This is a genomic window from Aminivibrio pyruvatiphilus, from assembly GCF_004366815.1.
Classification (GTDB): Bacteria; Synergistota; Synergistia; order Synergistales; family Aminobacteriaceae; genus Aminivibrio; species Aminivibrio pyruvatiphilus.
In genome coordinates, this window is sequence record NZ_SORI01000020.1 from 30789 (window position 1) to 56606 (window position 25818).

General features: G+C 59.8%; 16 protein-coding genes. 9 read left to right on the top strand and 7 right to left on the bottom strand.

Features of this window, described 5'->3' with window-relative positions:
* Position 1 precedes the first annotated feature (1 nt).
* The 3 genes from C8D99_RS12440 to C8D99_RS12450 all read left to right on the top strand — a co-directional run bounded on the left by C8D99_RS12440 (position 2) and on the right by C8D99_RS12450 (position 3722).
* Positions 2-1639: a hypothetical protein gene (locus C8D99_RS12440; RefSeq protein ID WP_133958794.1), complete on the top strand. Its 1638-nt coding sequence runs from the start codon at positions 2-4 to the stop codon at positions 1637-1639.
* A gap of 61 nt (positions 1640-1700) precedes the next feature.
* Entirely contained in the window at positions 1701-2534 is an 834-nt protein-coding gene (locus C8D99_RS12445) for an alpha/beta hydrolase (protein ID WP_133958796.1), read from the top strand.
* Between the two features lie 36 nt (positions 2535-2570).
* Positions 2571-3722 (top strand): aspartate-alanine antiporter-like transporter, encoded by a 1152-nt coding sequence (locus C8D99_RS12450; RefSeq protein ID WP_133958798.1) that lies wholly within the window; start codon positions 2571-2573, stop codon positions 3720-3722.
* A 75-nt stretch (positions 3723-3797) separates the two neighbouring features.
* Here the strand turns inward: C8D99_RS12450 and C8D99_RS12455 are convergent, their stop codons facing one another.
* Together C8D99_RS12455 and C8D99_RS12460 are read right to left on the bottom strand one after the other, a co-directional pair.
* Positions 3798-5165: a DUF3754 domain-containing protein gene (locus C8D99_RS12455; protein WP_166670178.1), complete on the bottom strand. Its 1368-nt coding sequence runs from the start codon at positions 5163-5165 to the stop codon at positions 3798-3800.
* Between the two features lie 173 nt (positions 5166-5338).
* The gene (locus C8D99_RS12460) at positions 5339-7309 is read right to left on the bottom strand and encodes a monovalent cation:proton antiporter family protein (protein WP_133958802.1); all 1971 of its coding nucleotides are present in this window, start codon (positions 7307-7309) and stop codon (positions 5339-5341) included.
* Positions 7310-7671: 362 nt separating this feature from the next.
* Between C8D99_RS12460 and prxU the strand changes: the two genes are divergently transcribed.
* Positions 7672-8271, top strand: coding sequence for a thioredoxin-dependent peroxiredoxin (gene prxU / locus C8D99_RS12470; RefSeq protein ID WP_243833929.1), 600 nt, complete (start codon positions 7672-7674; stop codon positions 8269-8271).
* Positions 8272-8403: 132 nt separating this feature from the next.
* Here the strand turns inward: prxU and C8D99_RS12475 are convergent, their stop codons facing one another.
* Positions 8404-10383 carry a monovalent cation:proton antiporter family protein gene (locus tag C8D99_RS12475; RefSeq protein WP_133958808.1) on the bottom strand — a complete coding sequence of 660 codons (1980 nt, stop codon included), beginning with the start codon at positions 10381-10383 and terminating at the stop codon, positions 8404-8406.
* 147 nt (positions 10384-10530) lie between these two features.
* Positions 10531-11922, bottom strand: coding sequence for a tryptophanase (locus C8D99_RS12480; RefSeq protein ID WP_133958810.1), 1392 nt, complete (start codon positions 11920-11922; stop codon positions 10531-10533).
* Positions 11923-12200: 278 nt separating this feature from the next.
* Between C8D99_RS12480 and C8D99_RS12485 the strand changes: the two genes are divergently transcribed.
* The 5 genes from C8D99_RS12485 (at position 12201) to C8D99_RS12505 (ending at position 18630) form a co-directional block, all read left to right on the top strand.
* A complete protein-coding gene (locus C8D99_RS12485; protein WP_133958812.1) occupies positions 12201-12962 on the top strand; it encodes an endonuclease/exonuclease/phosphatase family protein in 762 nt (253 codons plus the stop codon).
* On the top strand, positions 12959-14404 hold the full coding sequence (cls, locus tag C8D99_RS12490; protein ID WP_133958813.1) for a cardiolipin synthase: 1446 nt from the start codon (positions 12959-12961) through the stop codon (positions 14402-14404). Before C8D99_RS12485 ends, cls begins: the two co-directional genes overlap by 4 nt.
* A gap of 33 nt (positions 14405-14437) precedes the next feature.
* Positions 14438-16504: an HD domain-containing phosphohydrolase gene (locus C8D99_RS12495; protein WP_133958815.1), complete on the top strand. Its 2067-nt coding sequence runs from the start codon at positions 14438-14440 to the stop codon at positions 16502-16504.
* 26 nt (positions 16505-16530) lie between these two features.
* Entirely contained in the window at positions 16531-17454 is a 924-nt protein-coding gene (locus C8D99_RS12500; protein WP_274542686.1) for a patatin-like phospholipase family protein, read from the top strand.
* A gap of 75 nt (positions 17455-17529) precedes the next feature.
* The gene (locus C8D99_RS12505) at positions 17530-18630 is read left to right on the top strand and encodes a zinc ribbon domain-containing protein (RefSeq protein ID WP_133958819.1); all 1101 of its coding nucleotides are present in this window, start codon (positions 17530-17532) and stop codon (positions 18628-18630) included.
* Positions 18631-18669: 39 nt separating this feature from the next.
* On the opposite strand, the gene C8D99_RS12510 is transcribed toward C8D99_RS12505, so the two are convergent.
* From C8D99_RS12510 to C8D99_RS12520, 3 genes are all read right to left on the bottom strand, one after another.
* On the bottom strand, positions 18670-19965 hold the full coding sequence (locus C8D99_RS12510; protein ID WP_166670179.1) for a YiiX/YebB-like N1pC/P60 family cysteine hydrolase: 1296 nt from the start codon (positions 19963-19965) through the stop codon (positions 18670-18672).
* 191 nt (positions 19966-20156) lie between these two features.
* Entirely contained in the window at positions 20157-22898 is a 2742-nt protein-coding gene (locus C8D99_RS12515) for a diguanylate cyclase domain-containing protein (RefSeq protein ID WP_133958823.1), read from the bottom strand.
* A gap of 341 nt (positions 22899-23239) precedes the next feature.
* A partial coding sequence (locus C8D99_RS12520) for a diguanylate cyclase (RefSeq protein ID WP_208321184.1) occupies positions 23240-25818 on the bottom strand: 2579 nt, incomplete at its 5' end.

A 25818-nucleotide genomic window follows, 5' to 3' on the forward strand; every position in this document is an offset into this window, starting at 1 on the left:
AATGAGAAAGAAACACTTCGCGACCCTGCTGTGCGCCGCGGCGCTTCTGCTTTTTCCTGCCTGGGCCGGGGCGCTCCCTGAACAGCCCTCTCCGGACCCCGTCCAGGCGGCGAACGACTTCATCACGGGACTCACCGGAGGTTCTCCGGCGGCCCTGGGGTATGCCTCCGACGCCTCGGACCTCGTCTTCATAGGAAAGCTGGTCCTCGAGGGCAGGCACGGGGAGGCCATGAACAAGGTGGGGGAGTTTACCGCCGGAAAGATGATCGGTGCGTCCGCCCCGGCGGTGGGCCAGATCGTCGCTCTCGGGAAGATGGCGGGCGACGCGGCGGCGAACTGGGTGGGGCAAAAGAATTTCGAACGGATCTACGACAGGATGCTGGAAGTGGCCGGGCCCGTGGACAAATGGCCGAAGGACCGCGCCCGGGCGAAAAGGGATGAATTCTTTCAGGCCGTTCTGGCTGCGGAATACCGGTATCTCGAGACCTATCTCATAAAGAACGGTTTTGCGAAAAACGTGGCCGAGGCGGAGGACGTGGCGGTGGACATGATCCTCGCCAAGGGAAGGTTCGAGAGCCTTTGCGACGCCTACGGCCTGGAGGGAAAGAACAGGACTCTGGCGGTCCTCGAGCGGGAAATCCGCATCGAGGCCGAGGTGGCCGCGGAGATAGCCCGGGATAAAGAACTCGCCAGGGTGGCCCGCCTCGAGGAGGAGCGGAAGGCGAAGGAAAAGGAGCAGGCGGAAAAAAAGGAAGAGAAGCCTGCGGAAGAAAAGACGGCTGCCGCACTTCCCGCACCCTCCATGCCGGAGGACTACCCCCAGCAGATGGATCCCGCGAGCCAGAAGCCTTCAGCGCCTCCGGAGGCTCCCGCACCGGCGGCGCCCAAACCTGCGCCTGCTCCCCTGAAACCCGCGCCTTCCGCTCCGGAGGTTCCCCTCCGGTGGACGGTGACTCCCCGGCTGATGGACAAAGGGAGCACTTCCTTTGCCATTGCCGTGACGAACGTCTCCGGAAAGCCCATCCCCGGCTTTTCGGTGTCCCTCGCCCCGCTGAACCAGTCCCTGGACGGCGGCGTGGGGTGGGGAAGCCCTCCCTCGCCGGGAACCCTCGCCCCGGGAGCCTCGGTGACCGTTACCGCCTTCGCCATGGGCGACGCGGAAGGCGTGGCGGTGTCCTTTTCCGGGAACGGGAAGAATCTCGCCTCGGTCACGGCACAGTCGGTCCACAGCGTGGAGAAGCGGGGGGAGAGGCATTTTTCCGGGAACTTCATGGGAGGAACGGGGAGGGGCACCATTTCCGTGACCCTGTCCGGCGGGTCGGCCACGGTGGTGATCAACGGCGTGTACACCGACAGCAGCCAGAATGTCCGCATCAATGCGGCCGGAACCGGCGTCTTCACCCGGACGGCCGGGGGAATCAGCCCGGCTTCGGGAAGTCTCTCGGTGAACTGGAGCGGCACCGCCGTGGGGAAAATGACGGTGAAGGGCACGCCCCGGGACGTGAACGAAAGGGTGTCGGGGACCCTGACGGGGAACCTCATGACGGGAACGGCGGGAGGGTCGTTCCGGGGCAGGTGGACGGGAGGAAGCCGGTTCGTCCAGCTTTCCGGCACCTGGAATGCCGGAGAAAACAGGTAGCGAACCTGTTTCATAGCCCGTAAAAGGGCACACGACCTGAAAAGCAGGGGAGGGGGAAGAAATGCGCATGAGGTTTCTGGTGTACCTTGCCGCCGGGTATGTCTGCCTGGTCCTGGCGGCCTATATCTTCGCCGGGTCGCTCATCTTCTTTCCCCGGAGGGAGCTGGACGGCAATCCTTCGGAACGGGGGCTCCCCTTCGAGGACGTCTCCTTCCGGGCGGGGGACGGCACGTCCCTCCACGGGTGGTTCCTTCCGGGTAAGGGCCGGGGCACTGTGCTCTTCTGCCACGGGAACGCGGGGAACATTTCCCACCGGATGGATTCCCTGGAGATATTCCACCGCCTGGGGCTGTCGGTCTTTATCTTCGACTACCGGGGGTACGGGAAGAGCGAGGGGAAGCCCACCGAGGAGGGTGTCTACAGCGATGCGGAGGGAGCCTGGCGGTATCTCGCCGAAGACCGGAAGATTCCTCCCGGTGAGATCGTGATTTTCGGCCGCTCCCTCGGGGGAGCCGTGGCGGCGCAGGCAGCGGAGCGGTTCCGGCCGGCGGGGCTTATTCTCGAGTCCACCTTCACCTCCCTCGCCGACGCGGGGAGGCACCACTACTTTTTCCTTCCGGTGGGGCTGATCGTGGGGGACGCCTTCAACACCCTCGGACGGATGAAGAACATCTCCTGCCCGGTGCTCGTGGCCGCAAGCCCCGATGACGAGATCATCCCGGGAGAGCACGGCCGGATCCTCTACGGGGCAGCCCGGGAGCCGAAAATGTTTCTGCCCCTGAAGGGGGACCACAACTGGGGCTTCATCTACACCGGCCGGGCGTATTCCGACGGGCTGGAACGTTTTTTCTCTTCGCTCTTCGGTGACGGGAAGGGAAAAAATGAAGTAGAATAGCATGCGACCCGCACCGGATGAAGGAGATGGATTTTCATGGACTTTCTAGATTCCCTGTTGAAGAACCACCTGTTTCTCATGAGCCTCACCGTGGCCCTCGGCATTTTCGTGGGCAAAATCTCCGTCCGGGGCATCAATCTCGGCATCTCCGGCGCCCTGTTCGTGGGCCTCTTTATCGGGGCGTGGGGGTACACCGTTCCCAACGACTATTTCACCTGGAACCTCATGTTCTTCGTGGTGGCCGTGGGGCTCCTCGCAGCCGAGGACACCGCCCGGGTGGTGAAGCGCTACGGCTTCAGGTTCATCCTCCTTTCCGTGGCGGTGACCGGCATGGGCGCCCTGGCGACGCTGATCATGGGCATCCTTTTCGCCGGGGAGGCATCACCCCACATGATCGCCGGAACCTACACGGGAGCCCTGACCAGCTCTCCCGGGCTGGGGGCGGCCCTGGAGGCCACGGGAGGGAACCCGGACGTCACCATAGGCTACTCCGTGGCCTACCCCTTCGGGGTCATGGCTGTGGTGCTCTTTGTCCAGCTCATCCCCGCCATCTTCGGGATCGACGTGGCGAAGGAGAAGGAAAAGCTCGCCGCCGAAAAGAAGACCCTTTCCCCGGCGGAGGAGAACAAACGGCCCGAATCTCCCGCCTTCTCCCTGCTCTCCTTCGTCTTCTGCATCCTCGGGGGAACGATCCTCGGCAGGGTCTCCGTCCCTCTGGGCGGCCTGGGGTCCATCGCCCTGGGCACCACGGGAGGGGCGCTCCTCTTCGCCCTCGGGGCGGGGAGCTTCGAGCGCATCGGCCCCTTCCCCATGAGAATGGACAAGAAGGTCCTCTCCGCCATCCGGAGCATCTCCCTCGGGTTCTTCCTCGCCATCGTGGGGCTGAACGCCGGGGGCGGAGTGGTGAAGGCCTTCCTGGAGCACGGTGTCCTGCTTATGGCTGTTGGCATCGGCGCGGCCCTCGCGGCGGAGATGACGGGATTTTTCCTGGGGTACTACCTCTGGAAGATCAACTGGATCATCCTCGCCGGGGCCATCTGCGGGGCCATGACCAGCACGCCCGGCCTCGGGGCGGCCATCGACGCCACCGGCACCGACGAGGTGAGCGCCGGCTACGGGGGCGCCTACCCGGTGGCCATCGTCTGCATGGTGCTCTTCACCACCATGCTCCATTCCTTCTTTCACTGAGTTTTTTGCGCAAAAAAGCAGCCCCTTCCCCGGACATTCCGGAGGAGGGGCTGCTTTTCTTTTCAGGCCGTTGCCTCAGGACTCCGCGGAAGCTTCGTTGTTGTAGGGGAAGAAGTTGTCCCACAGGCCGTCCAGGGTTTCCAGGGTCTTCCGGATGGAGGGGACGGAATACCGCCCGTCCTTCTGCTCGAGGATTCCCTTCTCCTCCAGTTTGCGGACGGCATCGTCCACCTCGAAGTCCATGGCGACACCGAACTTTTCCTGCATCCACTCCTCGATCCGGTCGTCCAGCTCCTCCAGTGTAAAGGGCTGTCCCGAAGCGTTCCGCTCCGCCAGGAGGAAGTAGTAGGCCAGGATGGTTTCCTTGCACTCTTCTTCCTCGGCCTCGTTCACCAGGAAGTCGAATACCCCGGCGTTGTTGTCCAGGTTGTGGAAGTACAGGGTCTTCATGAGCCGGGCCTGGTGCTTTTCCTTGGTGTTCTTGTACTTCGCGAAGACCTTGAAGGTGATCATGCCCACCACGGAAAAGGCGGCGAGGATGGGGAAGAGCTTGTCCTTGAAATCGCTCCAGTTGATGGTCCGTCCCAGGGCCAGGGCCGCGATGACCGTGCCGATGACCACCAGGGCCGGAATGACCCGGTTCACCACGCTGAAGAGACCGCCGATGAGGGGAAGGAGGATGAGCCCCTTGTCCACCAGGGTCATGCGGATGGTCACGTCCGGGAAGAGGGTCTCCAGGGTGGAGACAGGGACGTTCTTGAACACTTTCAGGAAAATCGTGGGCACTTTGGAGCCCTTTTCCGACGGGGTGCTCTGACGGCCTCCCAGGGCGGCTTCGCCGAGAAGGCGGCGTTTCTTCTCCTGCCCCGTTTCCCCCGCGGTCTCTGTATAGTAGTCGTAAAAGGCCTCCACGTCCTCCTCGCTTTTCAGCTTGATGAGGATGAGAAGTCGCTGGAGCATCTCTTCAGTCTCGGGTTCGGTTTTCTTCTTTTTGAACCTGTTCTGCCACGCCGCGGGATCGGGGGTTTTCTGCACTCTCTTTTTTCCCCTGCGGTAGATGAGGATCTTCTCGTACTTCTCCCTGTTGACCTCGATGTTCAGTCCCCTGGGGGCGGCTTCCGTCATGATTTCGTTCAGTTCGTCCAGGGAAAGCTCCCTGTAGTTCGCCGCTTCGAGGAGCTGCTCGAGGGCCTCCACCATGGAGTCGAACCGGGCGGAGTAATCTTCGTCCGGGCCGCAGAGCTTCAGGGTGTCCGCGTCGGGATTGAAGGGGTGATAAGCGTCCCTGGCCTGCATCAGGGTACCGTGGAACTCGTAGTGGTAAATAGCCTGCACAAGTCCGGCCACCCGGCGGAATTTTTCGCTCATCTCCGCCGAAAGGGTCTTTTCGCTGCACAGGGCCTCCACGATATCAGCGGTGCGCAGAGGTATGAATTTCTCCAAAGCGTTGTTCTCCCCCATCTTCAGCCCTCCGTTTCAACAGGACGCCTTCCCGGATCCGTTCCGTCTCCGGGAAGGGAAAAATAGTCCGCCGGAAGAAAAAGTATTTTTCAAAAATCGCCATTAGAGTATATCACGGGGAGAAAAGGGCCCGGAAAGGAATTCTTCCGGCGCCGTCATTTTCCAATACCGGGCTTCTGGGAGAGGAGAAATCTGGCGTTCCGCTCCGGGTCGCCCACGATGCCCAGGTAGTCGCCGGCCTCCAGGCGGAACGATCCGTCCGGGCCCGTGATCACATGGCCGTCCCGGCCCACGGCCACCACGGACACGCCGAAATCCTGCCTGATGCCGGACTCGGCCAGGGGTTTCCCCGCCAGGGGCGTGCCTTCGTGGAGAAAGACCCACTCCATGCTCATGAGGCAGGCGGCGTCCCGCAGCCTGGCGGAAGCCTCGTATTCCGGCAGTGCGGTGTAGAGGGATCCGTAGAGTGCCCGGCGCATGGCGTTCAGTTCGTTCTGGACCGCCGTGGCCGGGAAGTCCAGGTACAGAAGCACCTGGCGGGCCATCTCCAGCCCCGCTTCCACGTCGGGCCGGATGATTTCCCTGACGGCGTTTTCTTCCAGGAAGGGGAGGTGCTCATCGCTCACCGAGAGGGCAAGGATCGTTCCCTCCCCGGTCCGGCGGCGCAGGGCCCGGATGATGTCCATGGCGTCCAGGGGATCCTGGGCGGTGACCACGCAGAGACGGGCATGCTCGGGGGCTGCCGCCTCGAGAATGACGTCCTGGGCGGGATTGCCGAGGATCAGGGTGAGTCCGGCGGTTTTCCCCTTCAGGAAGCTGTCGTGGACAGGTTCCACGATGACGTGGGGTATACCGAGCCCCGTCAGGATTTCCGCCATCCGGCGGGCGAAGGTTCCGCCCCCGGCAAGGACCACGTGATCCCTGAGGCCGGATTCGGGAAGGTTCACCGAGCGGACGGCGGAGGGTTTCCTGAGTTTCAGGGTGAAGGAATAGATGGGGGCGGTCAGGCCGGAGATCAGCGGCCCGAGGATCATGGAGACGATCACGGTGTTCAGCGACAGGGAGTACATTTCCTGCCCGATGGCCCCCGAGCCGAGAGCCTCCTGGAGCACGATGAAGGCGATTTCCGATATGGGTATCATTCCGAAAAAGGCCGCCAGGGGAATGACCCTGCCGTAGCCGAAAAGACGGGTCACCAGGCCGAGGACTGCTCCTTTCCCCAGGGTCGCGGCAGCAAAAAGCCCGAGGATAATGGCGAACCGTGATGCAAGAAAGAAGGGATCCAGGAGCATGCCGATGGTGACAAAAAAGAGAAGGCCGAAGATGTCCCTCACGGGTATCAGGTCGCTCAGGGCCCTTCTTCCGTAGTCTGACTCGCTCAGAACAAGTCCTGCCATGAAAGCGCCGAAAGCGAAGGAAAGATCGAACATGTATGTCAGATATCCAATGCCGAGCCCTATGGTGGTCACTGTGAGCAGGAAGAGCTCCCGGGATTCCCAGCCTGCCACTGCTTTCAGGACGAGAGGAATATACCGTGCGCCCACGTAGAACATCACGGCAACGAAAATCACGACCTTCACGACCGGCATCAGGATCCCCGCTGCCGAAAAGCCCGTGGAGTTGAGGTTCACGAGAAGCACCATCAGGGGGATGACGAGGATGTCCTGGACAATTGACATTCCAAGCATTACACGGCTCGAAAGGGTTCCCATCTGCCTTTTTGATGCAAGTGTTTTCAGGATGACCGCAGTGCTCGAGGAAATGACTGCCACGGAGAACCAGAGGGAGGGAATGGTCTCCCATCCCATGAAGCGGCCGATCCCCAATCCGATGGCAATGGTGAGGACTATCTGGATCCCGGTTCCCCCCAGGGCCACTGCCCGGATGGGAAGAATGCTCCTGATGGAAAACTCAAGCCCCAGAGAAAACAGCAGGAGGGCCACCCCGATTTCCGCCAGGCTCTCAATTTCTTCCACTCCGCTTACGGTGATGCCCCCGGTGTAGGGGCCGATGATGACTCCAGCGAGAATGTATCCCAATATGAGCGGCTGGTTCAGCTTCCTGGCGGCGAAACCTCCGAGAAGCCCTGCGAGGACAACGATAATAAGGTCAGTAGCGATGCCCATGGAATTATCTCCTTTCCGGAAAACCCCATTATTGTGGCATTTTTTCAGGAAAACCGCAAAGGCGAGTTAGTGTGGACAAACGGAGAAATTGACAAAAAAATCCTTGACACTTAAAACGGTTACTATATAATAAGTCCCGATTAGAAAGCAGCAATCATTTCGGTTATAATATTTTAAAGGAGACCGAAAAAATGTTTTTTTACCGTTTTCTGCGCGTTTTTTCGAAAGGAGGAGGTTTCATGGCTGAAGAAAAGGTTTCGTGTGCAGTTCCCGCGTCCACTGTTGAGGGAACCGCAAAAGAAGAGTCCGCGCCCGCCGCGGAAGCAAAAAAGGAGGCTGTTCGTATGGGGGTAACAGTGGGAATGAAGGCGCCGGATTTCACAGCACCGGCATATTACAAGGGCAAGTTCACCACGGTAAAGCTTTCCGATTTCGCCGGGAAGTGGGTTTCTATTTGCTTTTACCCCGGTGACTTCACATTCGTCTGAGCCACCGAAGTGTCGGCGGTCGCCGACCGTTATGCGGAATTCCAGGCTCTCGGAGTCGAAGTGATCTCGATCAGCGTTGACAGCCAGTTTGTTCACAAGGTATGGAATGATACGGAGCTTTCGAAAATGGTTGAAGGCGGCGTCCCATTCCACATGGCTTCCGACGGCGGCGGCGCCATCGGGACAGTCTACGGCGTATACAGCCCCGCCCAGGGTGTTGACTTCCGCGGCCGTTTCCTCATCGATCCGGACGGAATAATCCAGGGAATGGAAATCCTCACTCCTCCAGTAGGACGCAACGTTGACGAAACGCTCCGGCAACTTCAGGCGTTCCAGCATGTCAGAAAGACCGGCGGCAAGGAAGTGACCCCCTCCGGATGGACTCCCGGCGGCAAGGTCCTCAACCCGGGCCCGGATCTCGTGGCGAACGTCTGGAAATTCTGGAACCCCAAGGATGTTTACGGCAGGAAATAGCCTTCCGAAATAGAGAGGCAGCAAAAAGCCGCTCCGGAAACGGAGCGGCTTTTTGCTGCAGGTGCATCGGAGAAGAGGTTTTGTCCCGGTGGGGATGGCATGTGTACCCGGATCAAGACCGATTTTAAGGGATTACTGGTTTTTTTGCGGCGGTTTTTTGAAGAACTCGATCAGGCGGCGGTTCTGCTCGGGAGTGCCGACAACGCAGATGTAATCTCCCGGAAGAAGCACTAATTCTCCCCCGGGATTCGTGATGAGTTCTCCGCTCCGCTGGATTGCCGCCACGGAAACGCCGAGGGTCTCGCGGATTTTCGACTCCGCCAGTTTTTTGTCCGCGGCAGCATTTCCTTTGTGAACGTAGACCCATTCCAGGGAGATCATGTTTGTGGAAGACTGGAGCCCGTTCATGGCCTTGTACTCCGGGAACTGCTCTAAAAGCGGGCTGTACATGGCGTGTCGCATGGACGCCACCTCCCTGTGGACCGATGTGGCCGGCATTCCGAAGATGGTGAGAGTCTGCCGGGCCATCTCGATGGAGGCTTCGAAATCCGGTTCGACGATATGGCGGACGCCGTGGTCCCTGAGGATGGAGACGTCCTCCGCCTCGGCCGCCCACGCCAGGATCTGCACGTCCCTGTTCCGCCTGCGTATGCTCCGGATAGCCTCCACGGTCCCCATGTTCTCGGAAGTGGTGAGCACAGCAAGTTTTGCCGCCCCTGTTTCCGCCGCCTGCAGAACCACGTCCTGGCTAGGGTCACCGAGGAGCATGGAGAGCCCCTGCTCCTTCCCCTTGAGGAAATCAGAATGGCCCGGCTCAATGATGACATAGGGTATGCCGAACCGGCCCAGCATGACGCCAAGGTGCCTGGCCAGGCTTCTTCCTCCGGCGAGGACCACGTGGTCTTTTAAGGCGCTTTGGGGAAGGTTGATGCTCCGGACATTGGACACGATGCCCTTTTTCTTGATTATTCCGTACATGGGCGCCACCAGTCCCGAAACGATGGGGCCGAAGATCATGGAGAGCACTACCGCGTTCAGGGCGATGGAGTATTCGGTCCTCCCCATGGCTCCGGCGGTCATGGCCGTCTGGAGCACGATGAAGGCGATTTCGGATATGGGGGTCATGGTGAGGAATGCCGCCAGCGGGATGACGTTCCGGTAGCCGAAGATATAGGTCATCGCCGAGAGGATCGCTCCCCGCGAGAGGGTTGTGGCCACCATGAGCAGCAGCGTGGTCAGGAGATGGGACCGCAGGACCCCCGGATCGAGGAGCATGCCGATGGAGACGAAGAAGAGGAGAGAGAACACGTCCCGCAGGGAGGAAATGTCGCTCAGGGTCCTCCTGCCGTAATCCGATTCGCTGAGCACGAGCCCGGCCATGAAGGCCCCGAAGGCGAAAGAGAGGCCGAAGGCGTAGGTCAGGTAGCCGATGCCCAGTCCAAGGGCCGTCACGGTCAGGATGAAGAGTTCCTGGGACTCCCATCCCGCCACGTATTTCAGCACCAGGGGGATAACCCGGGAACCCGCGTACACCATTACCGCCACGAATCCGATCACCTTCAGGACAGGAGCGGCAACGCCCAGGACCGACAGTTCCGTGCCGAAGAATCCGAGCAGAAGGACCATCAGGGGAAGGACGATGATGTCCTGCACGATGGACATGCCGAGCATGACGCGGCTCGACAGGGTGCCGAGCTGTCCTCTTGAGGACATGGTCTTCATAATGACCGACGTGCTCGACGAGACGATGGCAACCGTGTACCACATGGACGGGACGGGCCCCCAGGCTGCGATGGTCCGGGCGAGGGCATAACCGACGAACAGGGTGATGAATACCTGGATCGCCCCTCCTCCGATGGTCACGCCTTTGATGGAGGCGATGCTTTTCATGGAGAATTCCAGGCCGAGAGAGAACAGGAGCAGTGCCGCCCCTATTTCGGCGAGCCCGGCGATCTGGTCCACATCGGAGATGGTGATGCCGCCGGTGTAGGGTCCGATAATGATGCCGGCTATGATGTAGCCGAAGATGAGCGGCTGGTTGAGTTTTTTCGCGGCTATTCCGCCGATCAGTCCGGCAGTGACGACGATGATGAGATCAATTGCAATATTCATAAAGTTCTCCTAGTTAGAAATAAGGAACAACTGCTGTATTGTCACACAAAAAAAGAAAACTTCAAGTGTCATGGAAGAGATACACCGCATCCGAACAGAAAAGCCGCCCGGTTTTCGGGCCGGCTTTTCCATGCGGATAGGGACGGGTTACAGGTTCTTCGGCCTGAGATGGGCGAGGAAGTGCTTCAGCCCCTTCACCGGGGGTTCGTAGGTGATCTCCAGCCCGTACCGGATGGAATCCCGGCGGTTGTATACGTTGATTATGGTCTCAGCCACGTACTCCATGTGGCTGTTGGTGTAGGTCCTGCGGTTGATGGCCAGGCGGTAGAGCTCGAGCTTCGGGAAGGTGCGGGCTCCCGTCTTCTCGTCAACATTCTCGAAGGCCAGGGCCCCGAGGCCGATGCCCCTGACTGCCCCTTCCCGGTAGATCTCGATGGAAAGCACGTCGGCGGGGTAGGATCCCTGAGGGATGTGGGGAAGGAAGGCCCCGGCGTCGATGAAGACGGCATGGCCACCGATGGGCTGGATGCAGGGCACTCCGCCTTCGGTGAGCAGCTCGCCGAGGTAGCGGACCTGGGCGATGCGGTGGGTGAGATGCTGCTCGTTCACCATCTCCCGGAGTCCAACGGCAAGGGCCTCGAGATCCCTGCCGGCGAGGCCGCCGTAGGTGGCGAAGCCCTCGAAGAGGATGACCCGGGGGACGACCTTATAGTACATTTCCTCGGTGCGGCAGGCCACGAGGCCGCCGATGTTCACCAGGGGGTCCTTCTTGCAGGACACGGTGATGGCGTCGGCGGTGTCCATGGTGGCCTTCAGGATCTCCGCCACTGTCATGTCCCGGCAGTCCGGCTCCCGGTTCTTGATGAACCATGCGTTCTCCGCCATGCGGGCCGCGTCGAGGAGCAGGGGAATGCCGTGCTTTTTGGCTACGGCGGACACGTCCCGGAGGTTTTTCAGGCTCACGGGCTGGCCTCCGCCGGAGTTGTTGGTGATGGTGACCATGATGAAGGGCACCCGCCCCCTGTTGTCCGCGAGGGCCTTTTCAAGCTTGGCGATGTCCACGTTGCCCTTGAAGGGGTGGGGGGTCTCCCGGTCGAAGGCTTCGTCGATGACGCAGTCCACGGAGGAGGCCTTCGCGTTGAAGATGTGCCCCCTGGTGGTGTCGAAGGGCATGTTGAAGGGGATCACGTCCCCTTCCTTCACGAGGGAGCCGAAGACCACGTTCTCGGCGGCCCGGCCCTGGTGGACGGGAATGGTATAGTCGAAGCCCAGGACGTCCTTCACCGCCTTCTTCAGGCTGTAGAAGCTGTCCGCTCCGGCGTAGGCCTCGTCGCCCATCATGATGGCGGCCCACTGCTGCTTGCTCATGGCTCCGGTGCCTGAATCGGTGAGAAGATCGATGTACACGTCCGCGGACTTCAGGCCGAACATGTTGAAATGCCCTGCTTCCAGCGCCCGTTCCCGTTCCTGCTGGTCGGGGACGTGGACGGGTTCCACCATCTTGATGCGGAAGGGCTCGGGGGGAACTCTGGTGACCATGGGGCTCACTCCTCCTTCTGGTGTTGGGGAAAAAGGTCAGGTTTCTTCTGCTATTCTATCCCATTTTCCGCCCTTTGCGCCATTTTTTTATCATGACCTGTGAAAAAATTTTCATTCCCGGGGAGGAGACAGCGGGGGGAGGCAGGGGGCCCCCGCCGGAGAAAAAACGTTTTTCCTTTCCGGAACGCTAAAACCCCGAAAAACAGGCCGAAAAACCGATGAAAGACCCTTGTTTTGCTGTATAATCACAGATTATTTCTTTGCCCTGGAGGAACTGCATGCGACTTGTACTGTACAACATCCGCTACGGAACCGGCACGGGATGGGACTACCATTTCCCCTTCCCCTTTTCCGGCTGTCTCCGGAAGACCGAGGGACGATTCCGGCGGATTTCCGATTTTATCTCGAAGCTGAAGCCTGACCTCGTGGGGCTTGTGGAGGCCGACTCGGGCTCCTACCGCCAGAACGGGGAATGCCAGGCCGAACTCATGGCGGCCCGGCTGAACGCCGAGTCCGTCTTTGCCTGCAAGTACCACCACGAGTCTCTCGTCTCCAGGACTCCCCTGCTGAAGTCCCAGGGGAACGCCGTGGTGACCAGGCTGCCCATACTCTCGTCCCGGGAGCACTACCTGAGCCGGGGGGTCAAGCGGACGCTCCTCGAGGTGGAATTCCAGGATTTCACCCTGTTCCTGGCCCATCTCTCCCTGGGATACGGAGCGCGGAAAATCCAGATCGGCGAGGTGGCCGACCGGTGCCGCCAGGCAAAGAAGCCCGTCATCCTCGCCGGGGACGGCAACATCTACGCCGGCGAAAAAGAGCTCCGGCCCCTCTTCCGGAAGGGGCTGTTCCGGAACGCCAATGATGGGAACGTGCCCACCTACCCGAGCCGTCTCCCGGCGCTGGCCCTTGATTTCGTGCTGTACAGCGAAGGCATCGATATGAAAAAATTCCGGGTGCCCCAGGTCAGGTATTCCGACCACCTTCCCCTGGTCTGCGACTTCACCCCGGAGGGGCGGGGCAGGGAGGCACTGGCCTCATGACGGCCGGAGTTTTTCTTTACTCCTTTTATGATCTTTCCTCCATCGCCATCCGTATTTTCATGCTCTGCTACATCCCCCAGCGCCACAGCCCCACCACGGCCATGTCGTGGCTCCTGGCCATCTACTTCTGGCCGTGGATGGGCTTTCTGCTCTATATCGCCTTCGGCTCCACCGCCCTTCCCCGGGAGAGGATAGAGCGGCACGAGGCCCTGCTCCGAAGTCTCACTGCCGACAAGGCCACCTTCCGCAGAATTCTCGACGACGAATCCCACTGGCTGCCGGAAGAGCTTGTCCGGTTCGGGGCCCTGGGGAAAAAGCTGGGGGACATGTGCATCACCACGGGCAACTCGTTCCTCCTCATCGACAGGGAAGAGGATTTCCTGAACAAACTCTGCGCCGACATCGACGGAGCGAAGGAATCGGTGCACCTGCTGTACTATATCTTCGCCCTTGATTCCATGACGGAGCGCCTTTTCGCCTCCCTTGAAGGGGCGGCGGCCAGGGGCGCGGAGTGCAGGCTCCTCGTGGACGCCCTGGGCGCCAAGCCCTTTCTGAAGAAGGACGCGTCCCGCCTCCGGTCCTCCGGCGTGCGGGTGGAGAAGGCCCTTCCCCCCGGACTGTTCCGCAGGACGGCCACCACGGCCCGGTACGACCTGAGGAACCACCGGAAGATCGCCGTAATCGACGGCCGTATCGGCTACACCGGCTCCCACAACGTCACGGAGCCCTCTTACGGCGGCAAGGCGGGAGGACGGCTGTGGAAGGATCTCACTCTCCGCCTCACCGGACCGGTGGTCCTGCAGCTCCAGGGTGTCTTCATGGAGGACTGGTACGTGGAGACAAGGGAACTCCTCCCCACGGAACAGGTCTTCCCCAGGCCTGAGCGGACGGGGCAGGCCATCGTCCAGACGGTGCCCAGCGGCCCGTCCTACCCGTGGCAGAACTACCAGCGCCTCGTGGTGGCAGCCCTCCACGGGGCAAAAAAACGGGTGGTCATCACGACACCCTATCTCATCCCCGACGACGAGCTGCTCCACGCCCTGGAAACCGCCGCCCTCGGCGACGTGAGAATACAGCTCGTCATACCGGAGCGGAGCGACCAGTTCCTCGTGGGAAGCGCAGCCAAAGCCTATTTTGACGTACTTCTGGACATGGGCGTGGAAATCTACCTCTTCCAGGAAAACATTCTCCACTCAAAGACCATGACCGTGGACCACAGCCTCGCCTTCCTGGGGACGAGCAACTTCGACATCCGCTCCTTCGCCCTCAACTTCGAGCTGAACCTCGTGCTCTACGGAACGGAGGAAACATCGGCCATACGGATGGCCCAGGAACGCTACATCGCGGAATCGCGGCGGCTGACCGCGGAAGAATGGAACGGCCGACCCCGCGTGCTGAGGGTGGTTCACGGGGTGACCAAACTCTTCAGTCCCCTTCTCTAGGGGCCGGCAGAGCGGGGCGGGGGGCGGACAGGGATGAAAAGACCGTTATTCCTGACGGCGGCAGTTCTCACCGGGCTTTTCTGCGGCGCCATGATTCTTCTCTCCTGGGGGGCCTTTTACCTGCAGATGAGGGCGGACAGGGCGAGGATCCTGAGGGTTGCCTTTCTCCAGACGGACAACCTTGCCCGGGCCTTCGAGGAGCATTCCCTGAGGACGGTGGAGAACGTCAGGCAGGTTCTTTTCTCGCTGAAGGAAATCTACGAGAAAAGGGGAGGAGGGGTGGTGCGGAGCTTCGAGGAGGCCGCCAACGCCTCCGTTGCCCGGTATGCTCTCCGGAGCCGTGAAGCCCAGGGAAACCTCTTCAACCTGCTGAGCATCGCCGACGAAAACGGTGACCTCGTCCTGAGCAGCCAGGTGCCCTTCAATCCAGTCAACATCCTGGCCAGGCCTTTCTTCCAGGCCCACCGGAAGGGTGAAAAGGGCTTCCTCGTGGGGCCTCCCATTCTCGGCACAGCCACAGGAAAATGGTACATCCCCATGAGTCTCCCCCTCGAAAAGCCCGACGGATCCTTCGGCGGAGTCGTCCTCGCCTCGGTCAACCCTTTCTATTTCTCCGATTTCTACCGCCAGGTCAGCCTCGGCCCCAAGGGGGCCGTCATGCTGCTGGAGTCCGGGGGAACGATCCTCGCAGGGATGGTGGAGGGCGGCGAAACCCCCTTCGGAGCCTCCATTGCGGACAGCGGACTGTTCGCCGCAGTAAGCTCCGGCGAAACGGGAGCCCTGGAGTGCAAGGGACTGCCGGACGGTATCCCGCGGCTTCTGAGCTACCGGAAGGTCGGTCCGTACCCCCTGTTTGTGACCGTGGGCGCCGAGAAAGACGGCGTTTTCGCGGAATACCGCAGACGGCGGCAGATGAGCCTTACCTGGGTGTTCGCTTTCGATGCCTTCGTCCTCGTGTTCTTCGGTGCCTCGGTTCGGGCCCTGAGGAAAGAGCGGCAGGCGGAAGACCGGTTCCGGAACTTTTTCGAGCAGAACAGTGTCGGGTTTGCCCTGGTCGCAGCCGACGGGGCCTGGATTCACTTCAACGGGAAACTCTGCGAGATGCTGGGATACAGCCGGGAAGAGCTGATGATCCTCCCGTGGAAAGACATTACGCCTCCGGACGTCCTGGAAGGGGAACTCCCGCTGTTTGAAAAGGCATTACAGAGTGATCAAAGTGACTTTTTCATAGAAAAGCAGTACGTCAGAAAAGACGGCCTCAGGATCGACGTGGATGTATCCACCAAGATCATGAAGAACGCCGACGGATCGGTGCGCTATTTCGCCTCCATAGTCCAGGACGTCTCCGAACGGAAGAAGGGCGAGAGACTCCTGGAGAAGCGGGCGGCGGAGCTGGAGCGGCACCGCGAGGCCATCATAGACAGCATGGCCGTTCTTGCGGAATATCGGGATATGGGAACAGGAAACCATGTCCGCAGAACGAAGCAGTACGTAAAGATGCTCCTCGAACGGTCGGGGAGCGCGGCCCTCTTTCCGGAGAAGGACCTGCCCATGATCTGGCAGTGCGCGGTCCTTCACGATATCGGAAAGGTGGGGGTGCCGGACGCCGTGCTGCTGAAGCCGGGAGGACTGACTCCGGAAGAATTCGGCGTCATCCGGCGGCACCCGTCTATCGGGAGCGACGTGCTGCTCCGGGCGGAGGAACTCCTGGGCAGCGATTCTTTCATCACCTACGCGCGGCAGATCACGGAGTACCACCACGAGCGGTGGGACGGCACGGGGTATCCCCACGGCCTGGCCGGGGAGGACATTCCCGTTCTTGCCCGCATCACCGCCATCGCGGACGTCTACGACGCGCTCATCTCCAGACGGCCCTACAAGGAGCCTTTTTCCCACGAAGCGGCGGTGGAGCAGATCCGCGCCGGTTCCGGAACCCTGTTCGATCCCCGGCTCGTGGAGGTGTTTCTCGGCTGTGCGGAAGAGTTCGACGTCATAGCGAAAGACAACTCCGATGAAGATGGAGCCGGGGCAGGCCGAAAGGAAGACCGGGACGTCCCCGGCGACGGTGATGACGGGCGGCGGGGGAGGGATGGATCCTGACCGGAAGAAGCGGCGGAGAGCGGAAAATCGGCCTTGCCCTCGGCAGCGGTGCGGCGAGGGGAATTGCCCACATAGGGGTGCTCCAGGCCCTCGAAAAGGCCGGGATACGGCCGGATATCGTCGCAGGGACGAGCATCGGGGCCCTGGTGGGCGGCGTATATGCCGCCGGGAAGCTCGGGGAACTGTCGGAGATCGCCCTCGGCCTCGACTGGAAGAAGGCGGCCGGGTACTTCCTGGAGGTATCCTTCCCCCGCTCGGGTCTCATTGAGGGGACGAAGGTGACGGACTTTCTTTCGGAAATAGTGGGCTCCATGGATATCGGTGCCCTTCCGGTGCGGTTCGCCTCCGTGGCGGCGGACGTGATGACCGGAAACGAGGTGGTCCTGGGTGAAGGAGACCTGGTCTCCGCCATCCGGGCCAGCATCTCCGTCCCCGGAATATTCACCCCGGCACGGCGGAACGGGAGTTTCCTGGTGGACGGCGGGCTCGTGAATCCGGTGCCGGTGAGCGTCTGCCGGGCAATGGGCGCGGATGTGGTCATCGCCGTGGACCTGAACAACGGCCGGGTGAAGGAAACCCCGAAGGGCGGACTTCCTGCGGAAACGCAGCCGGAAGGCGGTCCGGGGCGGAACGGAATTGCCGCAGGGGAGATTTTCGCATGGCTCGAGAGGAAAACGAAGGGCTTCGATACCGGTTTCCTCGGGCCGGTGAAGGAATGGATGTCCCGGGACCCCGCCCCGGGAATTTTCGACGTGCTCGGCAGTTCCCTGCGCATCATGGAAGAGCAGATCGCGGCGGCACGGCTGGAAATCGACCGGCCGGACCTGCTGATCCGCCCGTCGGTGGGGAATGTCCGCTTTCTCGAGTTTCACCTGGCCGGGGAGATGATCGCCGAGGGCTTCCGTTCGGCGAAGGAGGCCCTTGAGGGGAGAGCGCTTCCGGAAAATTGAAGGGGCGGCGCTTCAGGGTACTGACGCCGCGGCGGAAGAGAAGGAACGGAACAGGCACAAGGGAGGGAGATCACCATGACGGCACATCCGAAAGGTCCGTGGTTCCAGCGATTCCTGATCAACTTTTTCACCGTTGTTCTGGCCGTGCTCGTCTTCTGGGTTCTCGGCTTTCTCATGGAGGACATCGAGTCCATCGAGGGGCCCAGGTACAGGGATGTCGAGGCGCGGTTCGTGGACGGCGACCTGGTGGAAAAGTCGAAACGGCTCGCTGAAGAGATCGCGGCAACCGGCCGGGAGATGGATGCGAAACGGGAGGAAATGCGGATCCTCAGCGACAGCTCGTCGAACCTTCAAAGTACCATCAGCCAGCTGATCGAACTGCAGAAACTCACCATCCAGAAATCTCTCTCCCTGCCCGAGGCCCATTCTGCGAACCTTTCCGAGAGTCTTGCGGGCTTCCTTGAAAGCCGGAAGCTGTACCAGGCTCACAGCGCGGAACTTTCCGGACTTTCCGAACGGAAGCGGAAACTTGAATCGGAGCGGCTGAAACTCGACAAGACGATAGAAGAGCAGAGGGAGCCTGCCCGGAAAGAGTACGAACGCCTGGCGGAGAAGCACAACCTCCGGATTGCCGCCTTCCAGCTGGCCGTCCTGCTGCCCCTGCTGGCCGCGGGGGGATACCTGGCGGTCAGAAAGCGGGGGAGCGTCTATTTTCCTCTATTTCTTGCCTTCGGCGGAGCGGTGCTTGTGAAATCAGCTCTCGTGATTCACAGGTATTTTCCGACGCGGTACTTCAAGTATTTCATAGTTCTTGGGCTTCTCGCGGCGGTTGTCAGAATCCTGGTCACCATCATCAGGATCGTGGCCTTCCCCAGGGCCCAATGGCTTACGAAACAATACCGGGAGGCTTACGAGCGTTTTCTCTGCCCGGTGTGCGAATACCCCATCCGGACGGGACCGAGGAAATACATGTTCTGGACGAGGCGTACCGTGAACAAGGTCCCCCTCTCCGGAGAAACGGGAGAAGAGAAGCCCTATACCTGCCCGGCCTGCGGAACCTCCCTGTTCGAGCAGTGCGGGGCATGCGGCGGTTTGAGACATTCCCTTCTTCCCTTCTGCCTGCACTGCGGGGCGGAGAAAAAAAGCACTGAGGAAGCGGAAAAGGGCGAAGAATGACCCTATGGCCGCTGAAGATGGCTGCCGGAAAGAGGCCCGCTACTCCAGGGACATAACCTTTTCCAGGAGGGGGCTCCGTCCGAGGTCGGAGGGGAAGAGCACGTTCCCGTAGAAGGGGACGGGGGTGAAGTATGCGGATCTTTCCGTGCCGAACAGGTCAATGCCCGCATTCCCGAAGGCTTTCCAGATGAGTTCGGTGCAGTACACCGCCTCTTCGTTGTTTTTGTCGAAGCTGCCGTCGAAGGGCCGTTTCTCGAGATAAAATTCCCGGGCTTCGCCGCTGGCACGCCCGGCGCCCGCCCTGTTCCCTTTCAGCCGGTAGACCGCCGCTCTCTCCACCTCGAAGGGCGACAGAAATTCTTCGAGGGGTTCCATCTCCACCCGTTCAGATTCAGGGGAGGCATGGATCACCCAGGGGATGCCTCCCGACCATCTCACCATGCCGCTGTGGGAGAAATCGGCGGGATTCTTGAAGAAAAAGAGAAGGGCCTTGCTCCTCCAGGACTTGCCGTTCACGAGGATGATGTCCCCGTTCTGAAACTGGTCCGGCGAGAATTCGAAGGGTTCGGGCGCCGGGAGGGGAAACGACCCCCTCTCGTAGCGCCGGATCTCCCCCTCCGCGGCCTTGGGAGGAACCGGCGTCGAAAGGGTCAGGACCCCGTTGTCCGCCCGGAGGATCCATCGGGCTGCGGGAAGGGGGAAATTCCGCAAATCGAGCAGGGGGTTCAGCCCGTAAATCTCCTGCCGGAAAGCGTCCGTCCGGTCGTGCCCGTTGATGCGTATTCCGGTGTTTTCCATCACGATCTGGTTTCCGTTCTCCACGGCGAGGGATGACGCCGTTTCAACACGGATGCGCCCCAGTTCCGTTCCGTACAGCCCCAGCACCCTGACGGACCCGGGGAAAAAATTGACGGACAGTCTGCCCCGGCGGGCCGGAAAGGCCCCGAGGGCGTCATTGATGTCCCTGTCGAGGATCACCACTTCCGCATTTGTCCGGAGAACCCCGTTCACCTTCAGGGAATGGCGGCGGCCGCTGCGCCACTCATCGGGGGCATTCAGCTCGAGGAAGAAAAATTCGGCAGCGATTTTTTCCACCCGAAGTCCCCCGAAACACGCTCCCCGGATGACGAAAGAGGCGTGCCGGATATTGCCCTCGCCGTCCGGCGGCTCATCCATGCGAAGTTCGAGAGAATCGGGGTTCGTTACCGAAAGGAGAAAGTCAAAAAGAACGTCCCCGCTGCCGGGTGCATGGGAAGGAAGAAGAAGGCCGTTGCCGCCGGCGGACGGTGACAGGAGCAGAACAAGAAAAAGGGTCAGAAAGAAGCTTCTTATCATGGGCTTTCCTCCGCGGAAATTCCGCCCGGTGTCCGGAAAGCAGACGGTGTACGCGGAACGCCTTCCCTTTCGGGGCCGGGACATGGGACTTCCCGGAAAAAGTGTACAGTATATTCATTTGACAGTCCAGCTCCGGCTGCCGGGAACCACAGCCTCCCGGGCAATTTCGTGCCGTGCCGGAAGGGGCGGGCTCAGGAATTGTCAGCGAGGCCGCCTGCGGTGTCCCCTTCTTCCGCCTTTCGGACCATGGATATGAGGATATCGGCGACTGCAGGGTCGAGAGACGTACCCCGCAGCTTCAGGATCTGCTCCAGAACTTCCTCCCCGGTCATTCTGCCCTCTTCCATGGACTCCAGAAGATCGTCGAAGGCTTCTCCGGCGCGCAGAATCCTGGCCATCTGAGGTATTTCCTCTCCCCCGATTCCCCTGGGATATCCCGACCCGTCCCAGTTTTCGTGGTGGTTGAGAACACTTTCGCCAAGGTCCATGGTTTCATCGTATAAATTCAGTATCCGGAACCCGGCGACAGGGTGCTTTTTCATTTCCCCGTCAGAGTCCTCTTCTCCGGGGAAAAGACAGCCTGCTTCATTCAGAACGTCTTCATCGACGACAATTTTCCCTATATCATGAAGAAAACCTGCCTCTTTCAGCTTTCGCGTCTCTGTTTCCGGCATATTGAGGGCATGGCCGATCTCCATGCAGATCCGGCTCACGTTTTCCGAGTGCTGTTTCTGACAGGGGCTTTTTTCATGAAGAGTCTCCATGATGGCGGAAATGGTTTCCAGGCTTTCCGCTTTCCTGCCCAGGTCCTTTTCCCTGTACATGGCCTCTTCAGCTTCCCGAAGGGTTTCCTGTACGGACTGGCCGGGATCGGTCTTTACTGAAAAACCGAGGGCTATGCTGCCCTTGATTGCCCTGACGCGAAGTTTCGAGATTTCCCCCTTGATCCTGCCGATGAGTTTCCGGACATCTTCGGGCTTCGCCCGGGGAAGGATGATGGTGAATTCGTCTCCCCCCACCCTGGCGATAATGTCGCTCTCGCGGCAGCTCTTTCTCAGCGCCTCCGCCGATTTTTTCAGCAGTTCGTCCCCGGCGGAGTGGCCGAAAATGTCGTTCGTCAGCTTCAGCCCGTTGACGTCTCCGAAGATAACCGCCAGGGGGAGGTTTTCATCCCTGTCCATTCTCTTCAGTTCCTCTTCAAAAAAAGCCCTGTTGTACAGGCCGGTGAGGCTGTCGTGATAGGTCAGGAAATTGATGCGGGCCTCGCTCTTCCGGCGCTCCGTATTGTCGGTGAAGGTGACGACGGCGCCGGTAAGTTCTCCGTTCCTGAACTGGGGGTACGAGGAATAGGCCACATCCAGGGGCGTTCCGCCGGATGTCCAGAAAACCTCGTCGTCCACCCGTATTCCCCGTCCGGTCCGCAAAGAGCTGAATATTTTGCATTCTTCGGGGTCCATGAGCCTGCCGTCCCTGTGGGCGTAATGGATCAAAAAATGCATGTTTTTGCCGGAAAGGTCCTCCTGGCTCCCATACCCCAGCATTTTCAGGCAGCCCGCGTTCGCGAAGGTGCAGTTTCCCTTCCTGTCGATGCCGTATATGCCTTCCGCGGCGGAATCCAGGATCAGCTTCAGGTGGCTCCTGTTCTGGTCAAGCTCCCGGTTTCGTTCCTCGAGCTCGGCGGTTCTCTCCCTCACCGTTTCCCCGAGGGAGGCGATCATGTGCTCCAGCTTTTCTGCCATAATGTTCACCGCCCGGGCGACCCTCCCAATTTCATCGTTTCTCCGCACTTCGGCCCTCCTGGAGAGGTCTCCCGAGGAAAGGCTTTCCGCTGTCGTGACGAGATTTTCCAGGGGCTTCATCAGCACGGAGGCGGCTTTAGCGCATACAAGCGCAGCCGCCAGTACGGCGAGGACCGTCAGCAGAAGGGAGAATCGCATGGTGTGGAAAATGCCGGCCGTGAAGAGACTCTCGGGGAGTGCGAACAGGACGAGCCAGTCTACCCCTTCCCGGCGGAACTCATTAATATGAACGATGAAGCTGGTTTGCTGATCGCTCACCTTTACGGTGTTGCCTTTCCCCCGGGCGTAAAGTTCTGCCGCCTGCTGCAATATCCGGTTCTCCCCGTCGGCAGGCGTCAGCCGTCTGAAGGTGCCGTCGGGAAGGGTCCTGAAATTGTCCATGCCGATGGAGTTGCCTATGAGGGCTCCTGAACGTTTCTCCACGATCGCCGCCATGCCGCCGGCCTCCTCCGCCAGCTCCTCAAGGGACGAATTGATCCCTGACAGGGTGATGTGGGCGCCCAGAACCCCCAGAAGCTTACCGTCCCTCCCCGCAACCGGTGCGGCAGCGGAAACGGTGAGGTCGGGCATGATAAAGTGCCTGTAAACAGGCGAAAATACCGGCTTTCCGAGAGTTTTCGCTGCCCTGTACCAGTCCCTGGTCCTCGGGTCGAAGGTTCCAGCCTTTAGCGCAAGTTCTCCGGCGGTGAAATCATCCTTCAGGGAGTAATACCATGACGCGCCCCCGGTGGAGCGGTTGTTCCTCATGATCTCTATCCCGCCCTGCGGATTCCTGCGGGCGCCGTAATATTCCCCCTCTTCAGAGCCGAAGCTGAAGCTGTACAGGCCCTGATTGTGAGTCGTGAGAACGGAGGAGAAAAACCTCTCCCGCTGGTTTTCATCGTTCAGGTCGATGACTCCCTTTTCGATCTGGTCCTTGTACACTTCGATGAGGTGCAGGGGGCTGTTCATGTGTTCCCCGATCCTGCTGAATACCCTCGAATTCAGTTCATAGGCCAGCCGGCCGGCGGTTTCTTCAGTGGAAGAAAGCCAGCCCGAGAAAATGAAGTATCCGACGGTCCCGCTGGATGCCGTGATGAGGACGATGAAAAGAATTACGCCGATGGTTTTGATGGAGAGAGTGCTGGATTTCATTTCCGACCCCCTGTGTTTCCCGCCGGAATCAGAAAACCGGCAGAAAAACAGACCCCGTACGTCCTTTCCCTAAAGCCCGGAACGAGCGCGCTTTTCTTCGGCACACCGGATAAAAAGCCCTTCATGGAATGTTTGGAGAAAAACGGTCATTGCCGCTGCATCGATGCCCCGCATGAAATAATACTACATTCCGCCGCGGGCATTGCAGCAGTTTTTTAACCAATTTCTTTTTTATCAATTGTGCGGATTATGGTGCGTTTCATTGAAAAACATGGAGGGGTATTGAGGGAAGGAACATCCGCCGCAGGAGGGGGAGTGATCCCCTTCCCGGGGATTCGGGGCTACCTGATAAGCTTCGACCCGGAGAGAATGAAGGCCGCATAAGCCTCGGCGACCCCTGGATCCAGAAAGGTTCCCGCCCGCTGCCTCAGCTCCCTGACCGCATGGCTTTCCCAGCCCGGGCTGCCTTTGAATTGCACCTTCAGCCTGTCCCAGACCTCGGCGATCAGCAGAATTCGTGCCTGGAGAGGAATGTCCTTTCCGCTTTTTCCGTTCGGAAAACCGGAACCGTCCCAGTGTTCGTGGTGGCAGAAAATCCACTCCGCATATTCCAGGGTTCCGTCGAAAAGATTCAGTATCCTGTAGCCCGCCGCAGGGTGAAGGATCATTTCTTTCCTGTCCTCCTCCTCCTCTACCAGACCGTCCTCCCGGTTGAGGTATTCCTGGCCCAGAACGACCTTGCCGATATCGTGCAGATACCCTGCAGCCTTCAGTTTTTCGACCTCTCCTTCGGACATCCCGAGGGTTTCTCCGATCATACGGCAGGTCCCGCTCACAGATTCGGCATGCCTCTGTTCTCCGGGGCATTTTTCAAGCAGCGTTTCCATGATGGTCTTTACCATCTCGGAATCGATGTCTTTCCTGTATAGGATTTTTTCCCTGTACATGGATTCTTCGGCAGCCTGGACGGCCTCGGCGAGATCTTGGCCCGGATCTGTCTTTGTCCCGGACCCCATGGAAATGCTGCCCCGTATGGCGATAATTTTCCTGCCGGCAAAGTCGTTCCTGATTCTCCGGATGATCCTTCCGGCAGCCTCTTCACCCGTGTTTGTCATGATGACGGCGAATTCGTCTCCCCCCAGCCTGGCCACGACATCCTTTCCACGGCAGGATCCTTTCAGCAGCTCCGCGGCGGAAACCAGGAGCCTGTCCCCCGCGGCGTGGCCGAAAACATCGTTCGTCAGCTTCAGGCCGTTGATGTCGCCGAAAAGAACCGTGACGGGCAGATTGCTTTCCGTGTCCGCCTCCTTCAGCGCTCTTTCAAAGAATGCCCGGTTGTGAAGACCTGTCAGGGAGTCATGGGTGCTGAGATAGTCTATTTTTGCCCGGCTTTTTCGCCTCTCGGAATTGTCCGTGAAGGAGACCACCGCTCCCACAATCTCTCCGTTCAAAAATTGAGGGTAAGAGTGGTAGTCAACCTCCAGGGGCGTGCCGTCGGCGCGCCGGAAGATTTCGTGGTCGGAGTGAGCATTCTCTCCCGTTAGAAGGGACAGGCAGATCCTGCACCGGGAAGGATCGATGGAAAATCCTTCAGAATCAGTATGATGGATCAGAGAATGCATGTTTTTCCCCCGAAGGATTTCGAGGCTTTCAAATCCCATGATCCGAAGAAAGCTCCAGTTGCAGAAGGTGCAGTTTCCCTTCAGATCTATGCCAAACACTGCGTCGCCGGTGGAATCGAGGAGCAGCCGGAGCATGTTTCTGCTCTCCGCCGTTTCCCTGCTCTGCTGTTCCAGTTCCCTGTTCGCCGCCTGGAGTTCGACGGTTCTCTCCTCCACGATCCTTTCCAGGTTGCCGAAAAGGGAGGAGATGGTGGCGGCCATGTCATTGAAGGCCCGGGCGATAAGCCCTATTTCGTCATCCCTGACTACCGGTGTCCGGGCCGAGAGGTTTCCGCCGGCAAATTCCGCGGAGGATCTGACCAGCAGTGTGACCGGGTTGAGCAGCTTCTTTGCAACTTTCATGTAAATGGCGATGGAAATCAGCTGGGACAGGAGCAGCAGAAGCCCCGAGAATCGGGCGCTCTCCTTGATGGACCCGGCAAGAAGGTTTCCCGGCAGGGCCGTGAGGATTACAAGATCCAGCCCTTCTCCGGTATAGCCGGAGAAGAACAGAAGAAACTGCCCGTCGGGTGTTTCCGAAAGGAAATCTGTTTCTCCCGTGGACTGGTAGTGATGCAATGCCTCTCCCATCAAATTGCTGTATCTCCCGTCCCTGGAAGAGGAGGAGAGCAGGGTCATGGTGTTTCTATCGAAAACAGCCGCAAAGGATCGTTCGTGGCTGACCGTCTGTTTAATCCGCTCATCGAGAAAGGAAAAAGGGATCCGGGTCCCGGTCACCCCGAGCGGTTTCCCGTTATTGCCGTAGACGGGATGGACTGCCGAAAGGACTGGATCTCCGGAGTATGACGGGCCAAAGAGCACTGAAAGGACAGGCTCACCATTTTCCAGGACTTTCCGGAACAAGAAAGAATTTTTTACATCGTCTTTATGGAGGGGTTCCACAGGGAGACCGGATTCGCCGGAGAACCAGGCAAAACCTTTCCCCTTCCCGTCGGGACGGATGAATTCCGGGCTTCCCGCCGGATTATTCCGGGCGCCGTAGGACACGCCGCCGGGGGTCTCGAAAAAAATGCCGGAGATCTCCCCTGAATGAACCTCGAGAATTCCACGAAAAAACCGTTCCCTCTTTCCGACGTCTTCCAGATCGACAAACCCGTTTCCGAGCGCAGCGCTGCATGCAGCGCTTATTCCGGCAGGGACGGCGAGAAATTCCCGAACCTTCTGGACCGCAATTTCGTTCTTGTCCCGGTTCATTATGCTCACGGCGTCCCTGGCCATTCTGAAGCCCCTGGAAAAGG

Excerpts from the sequence above, each read along its gene's own strand:
- C8D99_RS12515 (WP_133958823.1), bottom strand. The coding sequence starts at position 22,898 with ATGAAATCCAGCACTCTCTCCATCAAAACCATCGGCGTAATTCTTTTC.
- C8D99_RS12480 (WP_133958810.1), bottom strand. The coding sequence starts at position 11,922 with ATGGTCACCAGAGTTCCCCCCGAGCCCTTCCGCATCAAGATGGTGGAA.
- C8D99_RS12445 (WP_133958796.1), top strand. The coding sequence starts at position 1,701 with ATGCGCATGAGGTTTCTGGTGTACCTTGCCGCCGGGTATGTCTGCCTG.
- C8D99_RS12495 (WP_133958815.1), top strand. The coding sequence starts at position 14,438 with ATGAAAAGACCGTTATTCCTGACGGCGGCAGTTCTCACCGGGCTTTTC.
- C8D99_RS12450 (WP_133958798.1), top strand. The coding sequence starts at position 2,571 with ATGGACTTTCTAGATTCCCTGTTGAAGAACCACCTGTTTCTCATGAGC.
- C8D99_RS12485 (WP_133958812.1), top strand. The coding sequence starts at position 12,201 with ATGCGACTTGTACTGTACAACATCCGCTACGGAACCGGCACGGGATGG.
- C8D99_RS12505 (WP_133958819.1), top strand. The coding sequence starts at position 17,530 with ATGACGGCACATCCGAAAGGTCCGTGGTTCCAGCGATTCCTGATCAAC.
- C8D99_RS12460 (WP_133958802.1), bottom strand. The coding sequence starts at position 7,309 with ATGGGCATCGCTACTGACCTTATTATCGTTGTCCTCGCAGGGCTTCTC.
- cls (WP_133958813.1), top strand. The coding sequence starts at position 12,959 with ATGACGGCCGGAGTTTTTCTTTACTCCTTTTATGATCTTTCCTCCATC.
- C8D99_RS12440 (WP_133958794.1), top strand. The coding sequence starts at position 2 with ATGAGAAAGAAACACTTCGCGACCCTGCTGTGCGCCGCGGCGCTTCTG.
- C8D99_RS12475 (WP_133958808.1), bottom strand. The coding sequence starts at position 10,383 with ATGAATATTGCAATTGATCTCATCATCGTCGTCACTGCCGGACTGATC.
- C8D99_RS12510 (WP_166670179.1), bottom strand. The coding sequence starts at position 19,965 with ATGATAAGAAGCTTCTTTCTGACCCTTTTTCTTGTTCTGCTCCTGTCA.